The organism is Salinactinospora qingdaonensis (genome assembly GCF_039539445.1).
Classification (GTDB): domain Bacteria; phylum Actinomycetota; class Actinomycetes; order Streptosporangiales; family Streptosporangiaceae; genus Salinactinospora; species Salinactinospora qingdaonensis.
In genome coordinates, this window is sequence record NZ_BAABDD010000001.1 from 505895 (window position 1) to 522507 (window position 16613).

The following is a 16613-nucleotide window of genomic DNA, read 5'->3' on the forward strand; positions in this document are numbered from 1 at the left end:
TTCCACCGCGAACGGTGCCCCCGGTTCGACGGAAGCGGTGGAGCGATGTCATGTGTCCGCGGCCCCGCCCCTGTGGGGGATGGACTCCGCCGGGGAGCCGTGACGAACGCGGGGACCGGGGCCGTCGACGTGCCTTCCGAGTCAGGCGGCCGGCCAGTCGCTGCCGTCGAGGTCGTCGGCGAGGTGGAACCACACCATGCGGAACCCCGGCAGGCCGTTGTCGCCCCAGGAGGTGGAGAGGCTGTCCACCAGCGCCAGGCCACGGCCGTGCTCGGGGACGGTCTCGGGTTCCTCCTCTGGGACGGCCTCGGGATCGTGCCCGGTCGACGCTGCGGCCGGGCGCGGAACGAGGTGGACGGGAGCGCTGCCGTGGTGGTGGCCGGTCGCGTCGACGCCGTCGTCGCGGCAGGTCAACGTCATGCCGTCGCGGAAGCGCCGGGCGTGCAGCCGGAAGGTGCCGCCCACCCGGCCGGAGCGGGAGTGCTGGATCGCGTTGGCCGCCAGCTCACCGCCGAGCAGGCCGAAGACGTAGCGGTAGTCCTCGGAGCGGTCGGCTGCGCACGTGTCGAGGAAGGCGTGCACCAGCGGCATGAGGACCGGATCGCCCCCGGAACTCGAACGAGCGCCGGGTGAACCGCCGCACCGGCCGTCGGTTGAAGTAGTACTCGCTGCCCGACGGGATCACCATCGAGAGCGGAACGGTCACTTCGGGTAGCGACGGCGGCGCCAACAGGCCGGGCGTGACGGGCATAGGGAGACTCCTTGTTCGCACGGGCCGCGACAGCGGCCGGGAAGCGGACAGCCCCAACGGTTTCCGGCCATCCCCAGCCGGAGGAGGGGGCACGGGCGTAGCGTGGTGACCAACACTTTGAGCGACGGTTTGGTTACCTGATATAACTACATAGTGAGCGTGAAGTTCACTCACGTCAATGGCTAACGTGAAGTTCACCAAAAAGATCGAAGGCTGAGCCCATGGCAATGCAGCGCCCCCACAGCCCTTCCCTCCGCCGTCGGCGACTCTCTGCCGAACTGAAACGCGCCCGGGAGAACATGGGCATGACGACGGCCCAGGTTGCCGGGGAACTCAAATGGGCTGTCGGCAAGATCAGCAAGATCGAGAACGCCGAGACCAAACGCATCAGCACCCCGGACCTGGACAGACTGCTGGATCTCTACAAGATCAGGGACCAGGAGACCCGGGAAGCGATGCAAGCCCTCGCCCGGGACGCCCGGGAGCGCGGCTGGTGGTCGAAGTACAAGGAGATCTTCGGAGAACGCGCCCTTCCCGACTTCGAGGCCGAAGCTTCGAGCATCCGTAGCTTCGAAGCCTTGAGCATCCCAGGGCTACTGCAAACTCCGGAGTACGCAGAAGCAATCTTCAGAGGCGGACGCTACACAGCCCCTGAGGAGGTCAAACGCCGCGTGGACTTCCGGATGGCCCGCCGGGAGATCCTGCTGCGTTTCAACCCGGCACACCTGCGTGCGGTCATCGACGAGGCAGCACTCCGCCGAGTCATCGGTGACCGGGAGGTGATGCGAACCCAGTTGGAGCACCTGCTCTACATGGCGCAACTACCCAACGTTGACGTGCAGGTCCTCCCCTTCGAGGCTGGCGCGCACTCAGCACTTGCGGCTCCGTTCACGATCTTGGATTTCCCAGATCCGCTGGACACTCCGATTGTTTATATCGGTACAGTTACCGATGCTGTATTTCTAGAGGAACATGGAGACATCGAGCGATGCAGCGCGACCTTCGGCGACGTTCAGGGGGCTGCTATGAGCACTACACGATCAGCCGCCTTCATAAAAGACGTGATCGCATCTCTGGAGAGTGACCAGTGAACGAGCTTCAGTTTCGGAAGAGCAGCTACAGCGGGCAAGATCAGAACTGTGTAGAAGTGGCCCACTTCTCTTCCAACTTCCATAAAAGCAGCTACAGCGGCCAAGGCCAAGGCTGCGTAGAAGTGGCTGACTTCCCCTGCGGAGCGGCTGTCAGAGACTCGAAGCGTCCCGAGCACGGCCACCTCGCCTTCCCCGCCAGTGAGTGGAAAGCGTTCCTGAAAGCAGCGTGCGAGGAACAGCTCTAGGTTCTGTTTTTGAACGGATGGGGCGTGGGGCCACGGGGGTGTTCGTCGTCCGCTCGTGCCTCGATCGCTTCGCGATCTCGGCAGCCCGCGTAGGCGGATAGCGGGCGCGCTCGCCCACGTGCGCCCACCACCGGCCCTGGCCGTTCTTCCAAAAAACAGAACCTAGCTGGGAAGCCCGCCCCACCGGCGTGAACTCCTGACAACTCTCCGCCCTAGTCTCCTGCTTTCCTCCTCTTTCCGCCTGCTGGCCGAGGCTAGAACAGGGCGTTGTCCGGCTTGAACAGGCCGCCGTCGATAGATTCCTGATCATCGGCGGCGGTCTTGTGTGGTTGCTGGGCTTTCTTGGCCTTGCGACGCTTGGCGCGGGCACCGGGCTTGTGCTTCCCTTGCTCGACTTCCGCCTTGTAGCGGGCGTGGTTCAACTCCAGCAGCCGGTCCAGCACCTCGACCCGAGCGGCAGGACTGATCGTCCATCGCGTTCCCTGCGGCGTCTCGTGGTGATCGTGGCCAAGGTCGAGATCCATCCAGCCGTAAGCCTGCTTGACCGCCTCGTCGATCTCGACATGGATCTCCCGAAGCCGATCGATCTCGGTATCACTGTGATTGGGATCGTGGACCAGATTGTAGAGCGAAGTCAGACCAAGATCGCGGTTGATCATGAGGGGCTTACGGAAATCGTGGAGGGCTTGACCGCTTTTCTTAATACTTGAGACCAAACTCGGCTTGGGAAAAGTCTCATAACAATCCGAAGGAGTATAGCGCAAGTCTGCTTTCATACTTGACCCTCGGGACATCATCCAAACATAGCTCTGCCCACTAGCAAGAAGGGCAAAGTTTGACAGATCAGCTTGAGAGATAACAACGATCTGCTCACTCATAACCATGCCACGATCCACGAAATCAGGCTGAGCCGTTCGGCTCACCCTGGCAATCACCAGTACTTGCTCCAGCCCGGCGATGGCCTCATACATATCCGCAGCACGTTCCGCGAACTGCCACCAACGTTCTCTACGAGCAGCCCGATTGTTTTTTGCTCTGACTGGCTTCACCTCACGCTCGACGATCTCGAACGGTTCGGGGTATTCCCGCGCTTGTTCTTCGCTCATCGAGCCGAAGTTGATGACCCAGCGGCTCGGGGAGCAGTCGGGGCGGGAGTTGAGGTCTTTGCCGTTGAGGTAGGGGAAGAGTACGTCCCTGTTCTTTGGGTTGCGTTCGATCAGCTCGCGGGCGTGCTCCGGTTCGAGGACGAAGCCCTCTCCTAAGACGTAGGAACCGATGAACGACTGATCCTCGTTCTCCACCAGCCGGTGCGGGTTGCCGGTCACCCGGGACCGGGCGTCGAGGGAGGGGGTGATGGCGTTGACGGGAGTGTCGCCGAGAACGGACCTCTCGCGTTCGCCCGTATGTCCGGCCCACACCAGGGACACATAGACGTTGGCGGTGCCTTCCCACTTGCGGGACTTCTCGGCGCGGTAGATGGTCCAGCCCTGTTCGGTCACCCGGTCGAGGCCGACCTCCCGGGTGTCGCCCTGGGCGATGGTGTTGGTGGCGATGATGCCGGTGCGGCCCTTGGCGGCGACCTTCAGGTTGCGCAGCAGGAAATAGGAGCACAGGTCGGCGCTGCCGCGCCTGCCGTCGGCGACGTCGACCACCAGGTACTCGCGCACGTCGGTGCCCAGGGTGCCGGTGAGGCGCTGCCCGCCCATGAAGGGCGGGTTGCCCACCACGGCGTCGAACCCGCCGTTTCCCATCACCTCGGGAAACTCCAGCGCCCAGTGCAGCGGCCGGATGGGCGCGTCGCGCCGGCCGGTGAGCCAGTCCTGGACGCGCTCTCGGAGCCGCTGCTCCTTGAGGAAGTCGAAGGAGTCCTCGTCCAGCAGTTCACGCACGTCGGCGGAGATGTTGGCCAGCAGGTCGTTGTAGGCGTCGTGCCAATTGAGCTGTTTGCTCTCGGCGTCGCCGTCGACCCACCAACGTTCCACCTCGGTGTAGCGGTCGGCGGCCAGAGCGGCGGCGACGACGGTGTCGGCGGCCAGCCGCAACTGTTCGGAGCGCTGCTCGGCGCGCGCGAGCAGCCGCGCCTTCTCGGCGATGTCGCCGGGATCGCGCACAGGGGTGCGTTCGATCTCCTCGCGCAACGCGACGACCTCTTCGAGGACCTTGTCGATGTAGCCGCCGACGTCGCCCACAATCTGGGCGTTGACCTGGCGCCCTTCGGCCGGGGTGGTGTGGAAGGCGCGCACCTGCTCCTCGCTGATCAGGCCCACGAGGGAATCGCCGCAGCGTAGCGCGTGGTCGAGGAAGCTGAACGGAGTGTTCTTCTCCAGCGTCTCCAGCCACAGCGACAGCTTGGCCAGCTCCACGGCCATGTCGTCGCGGTCGACGCCGTAGATGCTGGCGGCGACGACCTTGCGCTTGGCGAACAGCCGCAGCTCGTCAAGTTCGTGGTCGGCGCCCACCGCTTGCAGCACCTCCTCGGGAACGCCGTCGCGCTGCCATGCCTGCACGACCCGTTCGGCGAGGTAGCGGCACGCGGAGACGAGGAAGGCCCCCGATCCCATGGCGGGGTCCACGACCTTGAGGGCGAGGAGCTCCTCGGCCGGGCGCACCCGCCAGTCGGCCTCGGCGGCGCCCTCGGCAGGGCCGGGGCGGTGCACCAGCGGGTCGAGGGTGTGGCGCACGACCTGTTCGGCGAGGGTGCGCGGCGTGTAGTGGGTACCGGTCGTGCGCCGCTCCCCCACACGGGTGAACAGCACCGAGCCCGCCGGGAAGAGCGTGGGCTCCTCGCGCAGGTCGGTGCGGAGCAGCCCCCAGAACGGGAGGGCGCGCTCGGTGAGCTCGTCGTCGGAGTCGGCGGCGGCGTGCAGGGCGGCGCGCTGCTCGGCCTTGGGGGTTTCGGTGCGGGCCCTGTCAAGCTGTTTGGGGGTGGCGCCGGTCTGCTCGCGCAGCCACTCGCGAAACGCCTCCTCCCCCGCCGAGTACTGTTCCTCCAGTTCACGCAGCGGCAGTTCCGGTTCGAGCTTGCCGAACAGGCCCACGTAGTGCTCGTCGACCTTGCGGCAGGAGAACTCCAGCAGGCCCTCGTAGATGTGGCCGATGTCCTCCACGCCCAGCCCCTTGTAGGAGATGCGGGTGGGAGTCTTGTGTTTGCGGCCGCGCAGCATCAGCAGCGCGTCGAGCATCTGGAACACGACACGGTCGGTGACGCGGCAGTCGGCCAGCCAGGAGAACCGTTCGGGGTCGAACAGCGAGCCGCCGTAGGGCGGCAGCCGCAGGTCAGGGTGCTCGCTTCCCCGGTGGATGCCGGTGAACAGGGCGATCAGCCGAGGCCAGGCGGCGGCTCGGCGGTCGCCGACCTGTTCGCCGTAGCGGTCGCGTTCGGCGGCGAGCTGGTCGTAGAGACGGGTGACGGAGTAGTGCTCGGTGTAGAGGTCGTCGGCGGGCAGCAGCCGCTGTTCCTCGGCGTAGAGCAGGAACACCAGGCGCATGAGCACGGTGAGCGCGCCGCGGTAGATCTCGCGTTCGGGCACCGGCGCCAGCAGGGCGCCGCGGGTCTCGCGGTCGAGCCGGGCGATCTCGTCGACGAGGAGTTCCACGGCCTGGCGCACCTGTAGGCCCAGCTCCTCGGTGAGGCGGCCCTGGGAGTTGGCGGTGCGGGAGAACAGGGCGGCGGTGGAGTCGGAGGTGGTGGCGCCGTCAGGGCTGACCGGCGGGATCTGCACGCGGTTGCCGGCGAGCAGGGTGGTGAAGGCCGCGAGCAGTCCACGTTCCTCCAGCCACAGGTCGGCGTCGAAGACGCCGACGGAGGTGGGTTTGCCGGGGCGGGCGTGGACCAGCGCCCACATCCGGCCGTTGGTGACCAGGGCCAGGGGCACCCCGTCGCGGCGGCAGCGAGCGGCGGCCTGCTCCACCGGCGAGGGCCGGTCGGCGGCCGAAGCGGTGAGGTCGCTGTCCCAGGGCAGCCGGTAGGCCAGCAGGCGGGGCTGGGTGCCGCCGCGCTGTCCGGGGCCGGTCAGGACAAAGTCGGGGTGGGGGCCGGGGCCGGTGCGGTCGGGCTCGGCGCGGAAGCGTTCCCGCCAGCCCAGGAGTTCGCCGAAGACCAGCTCGCTCCAGGCGGGCAGCAGCAGGTCAGGGGCGGCCTGCACCTCGTCCCAGGCAGTACGCAGCCGGTCGCGCAGCTCGGCGCCGGGGGCGGCCATCCCCTGCGGGAACGCCTCCAGCAACACGTCGACCGAGAGGAACGGGCCATCGGGGGCGAGTAGTTGCAGCCACTCGGCGTGCTGCTCGCCAGGAGACTGCTGGGGAATGCGGGGGCGGCGCGCGGGGGGCATGTCCTCAGGCTATCGAGCGGAGCGGCCGTCGCCTGCCCGTTCGGCGTGATGCGGGGCGCTTCTCGGCGGGCGCGGCGGCCCAAGCATCATGGGCGTCAGCGGGCGGCCTGCACCGATTTTCACGGCCGCTGGTCACGGCCACGAGGCGGCAGCGGCAGGTGAGTGGACTTCTAGGGGTGGCAAGCCGGAGGTGGTGGCGTTCGCTCGTACCTCCATCGCTGGGCGCGCCCGGCCGCCTGCAAAGGCGCGATGGCTGGGGTGGCCTCAAACGATGCAGGTGACCGCCGCGGGAGGAAACGCCGCTACAGCCCCAAACGCGACAGCGGGTGGCATCCTCCCCGGATACGGCGCCAGATGGGGCAGGTTCTCAAGCGCGATCGTTCCTCGGGGGTGAGGGGACACCTTCCCGGACACGGTTTCAGGGTGCGGCCCCAGACACGGCCCCTCTCGGGGCTGTCGAGATCGCGCAGCGATCCGGGCAAGGGCGCTGGGAAGCACCACGCTGCCGGCGCCGGCAGCCCGAGGGCGGCGCCGCCCCGGAACTGTTCTCGGGCACGCCAGCTCCCGCCTCGAACGCCCATAGCCGTCGCCGGTGTCGCCGCCAGGCGGTTTTCGACGCCGAATGTCGCCGCGCGGCAACTCTCGCAGCGATCACGGCCGCCCCGACCCGCCCCAGCGCCCTGGCACCCCCGGTCGATCGGTGGTCTCGGGGCGAGGCTCTCACCGCGCCAGGGACGCGGGGACCAGGAACGTGACCGCGGCCGGGAACCAGCGGGGGGTGGGTTCGGCGTAGCGGCGCCGCAGTGCCCTCGCCTCCTGCTCCTTTTGGCGCGGGATGTCGGCCAGGCGCTCGCTCAGGGCGTGGCGGTCGCGGCGCATCTGGTCCTTCTCTCCCTCGCTGTAGTCGAAGAGACTCTGCTGCTGCCACTGCGGCGTCTCGTCGAGGGCGGCGCGAATGGCCGTGTCCAACTCGTCGAGCACGGCCTGAATCGCGCGCACCTCCTCTTCGCAGCGTTTCTCCAGCGTCTTCTCCAGGCTGCGGGAGCGCTGCCGCGCCCGCGTGCGCAGCGCCCGGCGCAGCGGTTCGGCCAGCTCGGGCCACAGCTCGGCCAGGCTCTGGCGCACGTTTTCGGGGACGGGCCGTTGGGAGGCCGCCGCCAGCCAGCGCGCAAGATCGTCCTCCCTGGCGCGGCTGAACCGGCCCTGCTCGATGAGGCCACCGGCGGCCAGCACCTCCTCGTGCAGCCGGGTGCCTTCAGCGCCGGTGATGACGACCCGGCCGTGGGCCACCACCGCCGGCGTGCGCAGCAGGTCGGAGTCGACGACGCGGGCGGTGACGCGGGCCAGCCGCTGCCCGTCGGACCACAGCTCGCGGCGCAGCAGGGTCAGACACAGATCCACCAGGCGGTGTTTGAGATGCAACAGCACCAGGTCGTTGCGGCCCACCACGGCGTCGGGGTCGAACGTGACCAGGCGCTCGGCACCAGTGACCGGGTGCATGAGGCCGTCGTTGCGGGCGCTGGCCCACGCCCCGGCCAGCTCGGGCAGCCGGAAGCAGCGCGCACGCACCCCCTCGGGCGGTGCGGCCTCGGTCAGGTCCTTGCGGTGGGCCAGCCGCAGCCCCGTGCGCACCACGTGCTCCAACGTCTGGGGGGTGAGGTCCAGGCGCGCCCGGCTGCCGGCCAGTTCGTCGCTGAGCCACTCCACCTCGCGGCGCAGGTCGCGTTCGATGCGCAGTCGCGCGTTACCGGCCCGGTTGCGGATCTCCACGTCGGTCTCGTGCCAGTCGGAGCGTCGGCCCAGCATCTTCTGCTCGACCTGGGAGGCGATGACGTCGCCCGCGCTGCCCAGATCCTCGCGGATACGGTCGACCTTCTCGGCGGCCACCCGCAAGAACCCCAGCTCGTCCTCCAGAGTGCCGCTGGGGGCCGTCTGCCAGCCGCGCGGCACGAAGTGGGTGACCTCCACCCGGTCGGCGACCTGGCCGTGACGGTCGATGCGGCCGTTGCGCTGCTCCAGCCGGTTGGGGTTCCACGGGATCTCCCAGTGCAGCAGCCGGTGGCAGTGGCGTTGCAGGTTGATGCCCTCGCTGGCGGCGTCGGTGGCCACCAGAATCCGCATAGCGCCAAGGTCGGGATCGTCGGTGAAGACGTTCTTGACGTGCTCGCGTTCCTCGGTGTCCTGGCCGCCGTAGAGCAGCGCCACCCGCTCGCCGCCGCGCCCGCCGTAGCCGGCGTCGATGAGGCGCTGGTGCAGCCAGCGCTGGGTGTCGCGGTACTCGGTGAAGATGATGACGCGCTCGGTCGACCACTGCGCGGCCGGTCCCGGCCCGCCTTCGGCGAACACGATCGGATCGAGCCAGGAGCGCAGCGCTGTGAACTTGGCGTCGGGGCGGTCCTGGGCCTGATGTGCCCGGTCGCGCAGCTCGTAGAGGAGTCGCCGCTCCTCCCCGGTGAGCGGAGGCGCCCCGCGCCGGGCGGTGGCGAACGCCTCGACCTCGGCCTCCCGGTAGTCGGTATCGTGCTCGGCGGCCTCGGCCAGCCGTTCGGCCAGCGGCGCGAGAACGCGGGGAACCGCCTCGTCGGGCAGGGCGGGGCCGGGCTCGTCCTTGGCCACCATGGAGGTCAGATGCGTCTCGATGGTTTCGGCGAACGCCTTGGGTGAGGAGAACAGTCGTTTCTTCAGCAGGGTGGTGACGAAATCGGCGGCGTGGCGCCCCGAGGCGTGGCCGCTCTGGCGGCGCCGGCTCGCAGCGTAGTCGTTGAGCAGGTCGTGGGTGGTGCGTTCCTCGGGGGTGTAGTCGACGTCGAGGTAGCCCAATTCGCGCTTGGGGAAGCGTTCCCGGCCGTCCCAGCGCTTGGGTAGGTCGCGTTTGAGGCGGCGCACCATCGCGCGGTCCAACTGTTCCCGCGTGGGGGCCACGCCGCGGGCGAAGCGCTGGTCGTCGAGCAGTTCCAGCAAGGCTGAAAACGACTCGGGGTAGCCGTTGTGAGGGGTGGCCGACAGGAACAGCCGATGCTCACAGTGCGGGGCGAGCTCGCGCACGGCCATGGTGCGCTGGGAGTCGACCGCGTAGCGCCCGCTGCCCGCGGGTGCGCAGGAATGGACCTCGTCGACGACGAGCAGGTCGAAAGCGCGCGGGTACTCGGGGATCTCGGGCAGCACCTCGCGCAGCATGCGCATCGGACGCGGGCGTTTGAGCCAGTCGACGCTGACGATCAGCCGAGGATAGTGGGTCCACGGGTTGGCGTAGCGGCCGCGTTCGCGCCGCAGCCGCTTAAGTAGGTCGGCGTCGACGATGCGAAAGTCCAGCCCGAACTTGTCGCGCATCTCGTCGTGCCACTGGCGCGTGAGACCGGCGGGGCAGACGATGAGCATCGTGCGGGCGCGGTGGCGCAGGTGCAGCTCCTGCATGACCAGACCGGCTTCGATGGTCTTGCCCAACCCCACGTCGTCGGCGATCAGCAGGTTGGTACGCGGCATGGACAGCGCGCGCACCACGGGTTCGAGCTGGTACTCCTCGATCTCGATCCCGGAACGGAACGGCGCTTGCAGCGCCGTGGTGTCGGCCGATGCGATGGCCCCCCAGCGCACGGCGTGCAGGAAAGCGTCGAGTTCGGCGGGGTCATCGAAGCCGCGCTGCGGGCCAGGGAGCTCGCTGACCTCGTGGATCTGGGTGCCCGGCTCCAACTCCCACAGGACCTGGGCGGTGTCGCGCTGGGCGTCGTCCTCCACGCTGGTCAAAGAGACGACGTGCTGGGGCCGTGCGGTGGCGATGTGGGGATCGCTGGCGACCACAGAACCGGCCCATACATCGGAGACCCCCCAGACGCGGTTGCGTACCGTGACGAGCTGTCCGATCTCGGGGGGTGACGTCGGTTCCGCAGAGGGGGCGGCCTCGATACTCATGGGGTGACGCTTTCTCGCCGCGGGGTGGGCAACGCTGGCTGGTGTCACCAGACTAGTGAGGTTTTCCCGTGGGATTGCGCGTTTCCGGCGTTGCCGGCGGCGAGACCCCTCAGCGGGCGCGCTCGGCGTTGCCGTGGTCACCGACCATCGTGAAGTGACAGCGCCCGCCGTAGGAACCGGAGGCGGAAAAGCCCGCCACACGAGCGGGACCCGATACGACCGTGCCAGGTGAAGTTTGCCCCCTGGCACACCAGGGGGCAAACCGGGCCGCGCGGTAGCAGGCTCGGGCCGCCACAGCCCTTGCTACCAGTCCCGTCCATCTCCGGCCGCCGCTACGGCGGCGACCGCCGCGGTCGAGAATCCCCAACCGCCGGAGAGGCCGCGAGGAGAGCGGCAAGGGTGCGCGTGATGCACTTTCCACTCTCCACGGGCACGCGAAATGGCACCCCAAACAACCAATCGGTTGCTGTTGCCAAGAATACCCGGCAAGAACGGGTAATCGCCATACCCCCAGGACCTAATTTTTGAAATTTCTACCTTTCAAAATAGGTGGCTTTCTTTGCTTATGTTCTTATTTTTTTCTAATGGTGTTTTGTCCTGTCTGCATGGCTTGTAGGCATCGGCGGGTTTCGGAGGACGGGATCGCCGGTGTCCTGCTGATACGACGGTTATCCACAACCCGCGGATCGGGGGTGGCCAGGATCGGGAGGAGTGCGCATTATGAGTTGCGGCGGGTGCTCAGCGTGAGCGCCCTCGATGGATACGGAGGCTCCCCATGTCCGTGCTCGTTCGCGTCCTCCTCGTCGCCACACTGGCGGCGGGTGTCGTCATGGTGCCTGCCGCCGGGGCAGGGGCGCGCTCCGGCGCCGGCGGGTCGCAGACGGCGCATTCCCTCGACGGCTTCACGGTGACCGCCCTTCCCCCGCAGGTGGGAGAGGTGATATCCGACTTCGACTACGAGTGGCAGCGGGTGGCATTCTCCTCACGCGTGTGGGAACGGCGAACCGGCAGCGGCTACCGCGCCGACCTGGTCATCGCGGTCTTGCGGGGTGAGCGACTACGTGACCCGGCGGCGCTGCGCGAGTTCCTCGCCAATTACCACGAGCAGGAGGCCCGCGCATGGTCGCTACGCGACTTCCGGCACGCCGACGGCTCCGGGTTCATCGGCGCCGAGCGTGCGTTCTGGCTCGTGTCTCCCGGCGTAGCGGTGTCGGTGCGTCTCGACGGCGAACGGTTCGCCCCCCAATGGCTACAGACGACAGCACGCGGAGTGCGCAGCCCGTACCGTGGCTGAGTTGCCCGAGCCGGCATCGACACAAGCCGCGACCGCGATCGCCTGGCCTACCGCTGCGGCTCAAGGGCGGGAAGCCGTTTGCTGTTGGGTCGCAGCGCCGTGCAGAACATGCGCCGGTCCCGCGCGACAGGGCGATGGGGCAGGCAGCGGAGGCTCGCAACCGGCGTTCACAGCAGGCTCGCCTGACCGCTGTCGTAAACCAACAGCCCGTCCTCGCGCAGCCGGGCAGCGGGCATGGGCTCGTGCGCAGTGAGCCTGCCGTCAGGGGCGAGATGGCGCACCGCGACGCCACGCGCCAGGTGCACGAAGTCGGCGATGAGCCGCCGGTGGCAGCGCCACCACAGGCTCTCAGCGCACATGATCGCCGTAGGCTCGGTCGCGGTCTGGGCGAGCAGCTCGGACACGGCGGCCAGGAAAGGCTCGGTGCGCATGTGTCCGGCATAGCCCCGGAACCCCGCCTCGCGCCAGGCCACATCGGGTGAGTCGGAGGCGGGACGCCGGTGGCCACCCAAGCGTTTGTCCCAGCGGTAGGAGAACCCAGCTTCGGGGAGCCACTGCTCCAGCTCCGCGCGCGCGACGTGGGGGTGGCGCCGGCTCCCCGGGGCGATGCGCACATCGACCACCACTCGCACTCCAGCACCGCCCAGCAGTTCGGTGAGCTGCTCGCGGTCAGCGACCCCATGGCCGAATGTGACCAGAACATCCGGGGTACTCATCATCCTCCTCAGGGCGCCGCGAAGGCGCGCCTCCAGCCAGGCCAGCGGTGGGACCGTTACCACCGCAGCGGCAACAGTGCCACAGGGCGGTACCGATCGGCGCCGCCAGGGCGCTGGGCGTGTGCCAGGAGGTTCTGGCGCGACTACGCCCGAGGCGGGATGACCGGCCCCTCCCCCGCCGTTGGGCGGGAGCTGCCACCTGGCATGCAATCTGTGTGTTTCGAGACCGTTACGGCGCGTCGCTGCCGAGCGTACTATGCCCGACATGATTACCTGTTAATGCTCTTGTCCAGGAATAACGTCTTTCGAACCGTATGAGCGGCATGCCCGCGAATCGCCGCCCTCCCTACGGGCACCTCGGCCTAGCGGGCTGCTGGGGGGAGTCGATGCGGTTGCCGCAGTCCCGGCGCAACGGTCCGAAAGGGGGCCGAGTGAGTCTCGCGGTGGTGATGCCGGCGTACAACGAGGCCGCGAACCTCGCCGCAACCGTGGAGGACTTCCTCCATGAAATGGCAGCGCTGGGGTTACGCCACTGGGTGGTGATCGTCGACGACCGCAGCCAGGACGACACGGCGAGGATCGCCGGGGAGCTCGCAACACGCCACCCCAACGTGGTGGAAGTGGTCCATCACCCCGCCCGGCGGGGCTACGGCGCCGCCGTAGGCAGCGGTATCCGAGCTGCCCTGGAACGTACCGACGCCGAGTGGGTACTGCTGACCGACTCCGACGGCCAATACCGCGCCAACGCTGTGCCGGCCTTCATCAACACCGCCCTCCGCGAACGGGCCGATGCCGTCTTGGGCTACCGGGCCTCACGCGCGGACCCGCTCGGGCGCAAGGTCAACGGAGTGCTGTGGAGCTGTCTGAGCCGCCTGCTGCTACGGACCCCGGCCAAGGACGTCGACTGCGCCTACAAGCTCATCCGGCGGGAACTGCTGGAGCGCATGGACCTGCGCGGCAAGGCGGCGGAGTTCTCCCCCGAATTGGTGGCCAAGCTGCGCGCCACCAACGGCCGCATCGTCCAGCGCGCCGTGACGCACCTGCCGCGCCGACACGGCCAACCGACCGGCGCCGACCCGGCGGTGATCTGGCACTCCCTCAACGGGTTGACCCGCGTCTGGTGGGACGTCACGGTTCGCGGGGGAATGGCCCGGCTCGCCCAACCGCGCGACCCGGTGCTGACTATGCTCACCGCCGCGGCGGTCGTGCTGTCGGTCCTGGCCTATCTCTACTTTCGCCCCGCTTCCCTGGCCTATCCGGATTCAGTGTCGCACCTGGTGATCGCCCGGCGAGTGGTTGCGGCCTCCACGCCTGGGCTGGCCCAACTCGGCGGGGTGTGGCTCCCCCTGCCGCACCTGTTGGCCCTCCCCTTCATCTGGTTGGATTCCTGGTACCGCTCTGGCCTGGCCGGGGCCGTCGTGTCGATGGCCTCCTATGTGGTCGCCGTGCGTTACCTGTACCGCACCGCGGTGGCACTCACTGGCTACAGCGGTAGCGGTGTGGTGGCGGCAACCCTGTTCGCGCTGTGTCCGGCGGTGCTGTACCTGCAAAGCACGCCGATGAGCGAACTGCTGATGGCGGCCTGTGTCGTGGCGGCGGTGTACCACCTGACCCGGTGGTGCCAGGGTGAGAGCAGCCGACATCTGGCGGCGACCGCTGCGGCGAGCCTGCTGGGCACGCTCACTCGCTACGAGACCTGGTGCTTCACGGCGGCCGTGCTCGCGACCGTGGGGATCGTGGCGTGGCAGCGGGCACCGGTGGGGCAGCGACTGCACCGTACCGAGGCTCACGTGGTGTTCTTCGCGGTGCTGGGGTGCGCCGGTATCGCCGGCTGGATGGTGTGGAATGCGGTGATTTTCGGCGATCCGCTGTTCTTCCACAGTGGAGACTACGCCAAGCCCTCGCTGTGGGTCTCCCAAGACGAGGCCACGGTCGGTGACTGGGCGACGTCGACGCTGACTTACCTCTACGCGATCGTGGGCGTGGCCGGCGCGTTTTTGCCGGTTCTGGCCGGCGCGGGGCTGGTCGCCCATCTGCTGCGTCAAGGCTCACTCGCGCCGTTGACGCTGCTGGTGTTCCCACCGTTCATCATCGTGGCGCTGTACTCGGGCCAGCGCCCCCTGCACGTGGAACAGATCACCGGCGACCTGTACAACGTGCGTTTCGCCCTGATCGTGATGCTGCCCATCGCCGTGTTTACCGCCACGTTGGCCGCGGAGGTCCTGCGGTTGCGCGTGCGCTGGCCCCGCCAAGCCACGGCGGCGCTCGTAGGCGCCACGGCGGTGGCGGTGAGCGCCGTGGGAGCGGCCGGCAGCACCGAGCCTGACGTCTTGCGCGAAGCGCGGGAGTTCCAGTTTTCCGCGACCGAGCGGGCGAGCGCGCGGGCGGCAGCGTGGCTGCGGGACAACTACGACGGCGGCACAGTGTTGATGCAGTCCTTCGGCAACGAGACGGTGATGTTCGACGCCCGGCTTCCGCTGAACCGGATCGTCTACGAGGGCAGCTACCGCGCGTGGGAGCCGACGCTGGCCGACCCCAAGGGCAACGGGGTGCGCTGGATACATATGCGCCACACCCCCGGTAAGTCCGACCAGGTGTGGAAAAAGCTGGGAGACGCGCCGGCGCTGGAGGACTACACGCGGGTCTACGCCGACCGCCACCGATTCGTCTACCGCGCCGGGGAGCCGTGATGACGTCGTCGCTCCCGCGTGGCCGGCACCGGCGCGAGCCTGTGACGCCTCCTTCGATCTCCATCCCCATCGTGATCCCCACCCCTGGGCGGGCACGGGGCCGGCACGCCTGCCCCAGCCCGTCGCGGCACCACAGCGCCTACGAGCTGTTCAGTCAGGGGCAGCGGGTGACGCTGGTCCTGGCAGGGCTGGTAGCGGTCGGGAGTGTGGTGGCCGTGGGGCCGATCGCCGCCGGGGCCGCTCTGATCGCGGGGCTCACGGTGCTCTACGCGATTGTGCTGCTGTTCAAACTGTGGATCGTGGGAGCCTCGTGCGACTCGGCCGTGCTCCGGTTCGACGCGGCCGAGTTACCGCGCCGCGAGGAGCTGCCGGTCTACACGGTGCTGGTGCCGCTGCACCGCGAGGGCAAGGTCGTGCCGAGCCTGCTGGCGCGGCTGAGCGCGCTGGACTACCCCCACGACCGGTTGCAGATCCTGCTGCTGGTCGAAGCCGACGACGCCGAGACTCGGGAGGCGCTGCCAGCCACGTTGCCCCCCGGCTTTGAACTGGTGCTGATCCCGCCCGAGGCGCCGCGCACCAAGCCCAAGGCATGCAACGTGGGGTTGGAGCGGGCGCGAGGCGAGTTCTGTGTGATCTACGACGCCGAGGACCGGCCCGATCCCGACCAACTGCGAGCGGCGGTGGCCACACTGCGCGCGCTGCCGTCGTGGGTGGTGTGCGTGCAGGCCGAACTGCGGTATTGGAATCCGTGGACCAACTGGTTGACCCGCTGTTTCGCGGCGGAGTACGCGCTGAACTTCGGATTGTTCCTGCCGGGGTTGGACCGCTACCGGCTGCCGATCCCGCTCGGAGGGACCTCCAACCACTTCCGCACCGAGGCACTGCGCGAGCTGGGCGGGTGGGACCCGCACAACGTCACCGAGGACGCCGATCTTGGCATCCGCATCGCTCGCTACGGATGGGGTGTGCGGATGATGGACTCGGTGACCGAGGAGGAGGCCAACAGCCAACTGGGCAACTGGCTGCGCCAGCGCAGCCGTTGGATCAAGGGCTATCTGCAAACGTGGCTGGTGCATATGCGCGCGCCGATGCGGCTGCTGCGCGAGCTGGGCGGGCGCGGGTTCGCGTCGTTCCAGATCACGGTGGGCATCTCGACGTTCACCACGCTGGCCAACCCCGTGGTGTGGGGGTTGACCCTGTGCTATCTGGTGCTGGGACCCGAGCCCATCGCGTCGCTGTTTCCGCGCCCGGTGCTGTATACGGGCATGGTGGCCATGGTCGCGGGCAACCTGCTGCTCGTCTACTGCCACATGGCGGCCTGCCTACGCATCGGACTCTACGGTCTGGTCTCGGGGATGCTGCTGTTGCCGCTGTACTGGGCGTTGATCAGCGTGGCCGGCTACCGGGCGGTACTGCAACTGCTCCGTCCGTCACGGCGCCACTACTGGGAATTGACCGAGCACGGCCTCGTAACCGAACGGTGCGCGGAGGCCGAACAGCCGGAACCACTTCTGGGCCACGCCCCCACGGGGCATACCAACTGAGACAGCCTGGGGCGGCCCGCGCCATAGCGCGCGGTGGGAGTG

At 68.3% G+C, this 16613-nt stretch carries 8 protein-coding genes and 1 pseudogene; 5 read left to right on the forward strand and 4 right to left on the reverse strand.

The features are described 5' to 3' along the window. Positions 1-141 precede the first annotated feature (141 nt). Positions 142-751 (reverse strand): annotated as a pseudogene (locus ABD848_RS02090) (ATP-binding protein). Between the two features lie 227 nt (positions 752-978). On the opposite strand from ABD848_RS02090, the gene ABD848_RS02095 reads away from it, so the two are divergent. Together ABD848_RS02095 and ABD848_RS02100 are read left to right on the forward strand one after the other, a co-directional pair. Next, the gene (locus tag ABD848_RS02095; RefSeq protein WP_344966735.1) at positions 979-1842 is read left to right on the forward strand and encodes a helix-turn-helix domain-containing protein; all 864 of its coding nucleotides are present in this window, start codon (positions 979-981) and stop codon (positions 1840-1842) included. After that, complete coding sequence (locus ABD848_RS02100) at positions 1839-2087, forward strand: DUF397 domain-containing protein (protein ID WP_344966649.1); 249 nt, start codon at positions 1839-1841, stop codon at positions 2085-2087. The genes ABD848_RS02095 and ABD848_RS02100 overlap by 4 nt, the downstream gene beginning before the upstream one ends. Positions 2088-2341: 254 nt before the next feature. On the opposite strand, the gene ABD848_RS02105 is transcribed toward ABD848_RS02100, so the two are convergent. Beyond that, a complete protein-coding gene (locus ABD848_RS02105) occupies positions 2342-6418 on the reverse strand; it encodes an Eco57I restriction-modification methylase domain-containing protein (RefSeq protein ID WP_344966651.1) in 4077 nt (1358 codons plus the stop codon). 720 nt (positions 6419-7138) lie between these two features. After that, a complete protein-coding gene (gene drmD / locus ABD848_RS02110) occupies positions 7139-10327 on the reverse strand; it encodes a DISARM system SNF2-like helicase DrmD (RefSeq protein WP_344966653.1) in 3189 nt (1062 codons plus the stop codon). A gap of 775 nt (positions 10328-11102) precedes the next feature. On the opposite strand from drmD, the gene ABD848_RS02115 reads away from it, so the two are divergent. Continuing rightward, positions 11103-11621: a hypothetical protein gene (locus tag ABD848_RS02115; protein ID WP_344966654.1), complete on the forward strand. Its 519-nt coding sequence runs from the start codon at positions 11103-11105 to the stop codon at positions 11619-11621. A gap of 167 nt (positions 11622-11788) precedes the next feature. Here the strand turns inward: ABD848_RS02115 and ABD848_RS02120 are convergent, their stop codons facing one another. Beyond that, the gene (locus tag ABD848_RS02120; protein WP_344966656.1) at positions 11789-12337 is read right to left on the reverse strand and encodes a DUF488 domain-containing protein; all 549 of its coding nucleotides are present in this window, start codon (positions 12335-12337) and stop codon (positions 11789-11791) included. A gap of 431 nt (positions 12338-12768) precedes the next feature. On the opposite strand from ABD848_RS02120, the gene ABD848_RS02125 reads away from it, so the two are divergent. Together ABD848_RS02125 and ABD848_RS02130 are read left to right on the forward strand one after the other, a co-directional pair. Further along, complete coding sequence (locus tag ABD848_RS02125; RefSeq protein ID WP_344966658.1) at positions 12769-15027, forward strand: glycosyltransferase family 2 protein; 2259 nt, start codon at positions 12769-12771, stop codon at positions 15025-15027. Then, a complete protein-coding gene (locus ABD848_RS02130) occupies positions 15027-16571 on the forward strand; it encodes a glycosyltransferase family 2 protein (RefSeq protein WP_344966660.1) in 1545 nt (514 codons plus the stop codon). Before ABD848_RS02125 ends, ABD848_RS02130 begins: the two co-directional genes overlap by 1 nt. The last annotated feature ends 42 nt before the right edge of the window (positions 16572-16613 follow it).

Excerpts from the sequence above, each read along its gene's own strand:
- ABD848_RS02095 (WP_344966735.1), top strand. The coding sequence starts at position 979 with ATGCAGCGCCCCCACAGCCCTTCCCTCCGCCGTCGGCGACTCTCTGCC.
- ABD848_RS02105 (WP_344966651.1), bottom strand. The coding sequence starts at position 6,418 with ATGCCCCCCGCGCGCCGCCCCCGCATTCCCCAGCAGTCTCCTGGCGAG.
- drmD (WP_344966653.1), bottom strand. The coding sequence starts at position 10,327 with ATGAGTATCGAGGCCGCCCCCTCTGCGGAACCGACGTCACCCCCCGAG.
- ABD848_RS02115 (WP_344966654.1), top strand. The coding sequence starts at position 11,103 with ATGTCCGTGCTCGTTCGCGTCCTCCTCGTCGCCACACTGGCGGCGGGT.
- ABD848_RS02120 (WP_344966656.1), bottom strand. The coding sequence starts at position 12,337 with ATGAGTACCCCGGATGTTCTGGTCACATTCGGCCATGGGGTCGCTGAC.
- ABD848_RS02130 (WP_344966660.1), top strand. The coding sequence starts at position 15,027 with ATGACGTCGTCGCTCCCGCGTGGCCGGCACCGGCGCGAGCCTGTGACG.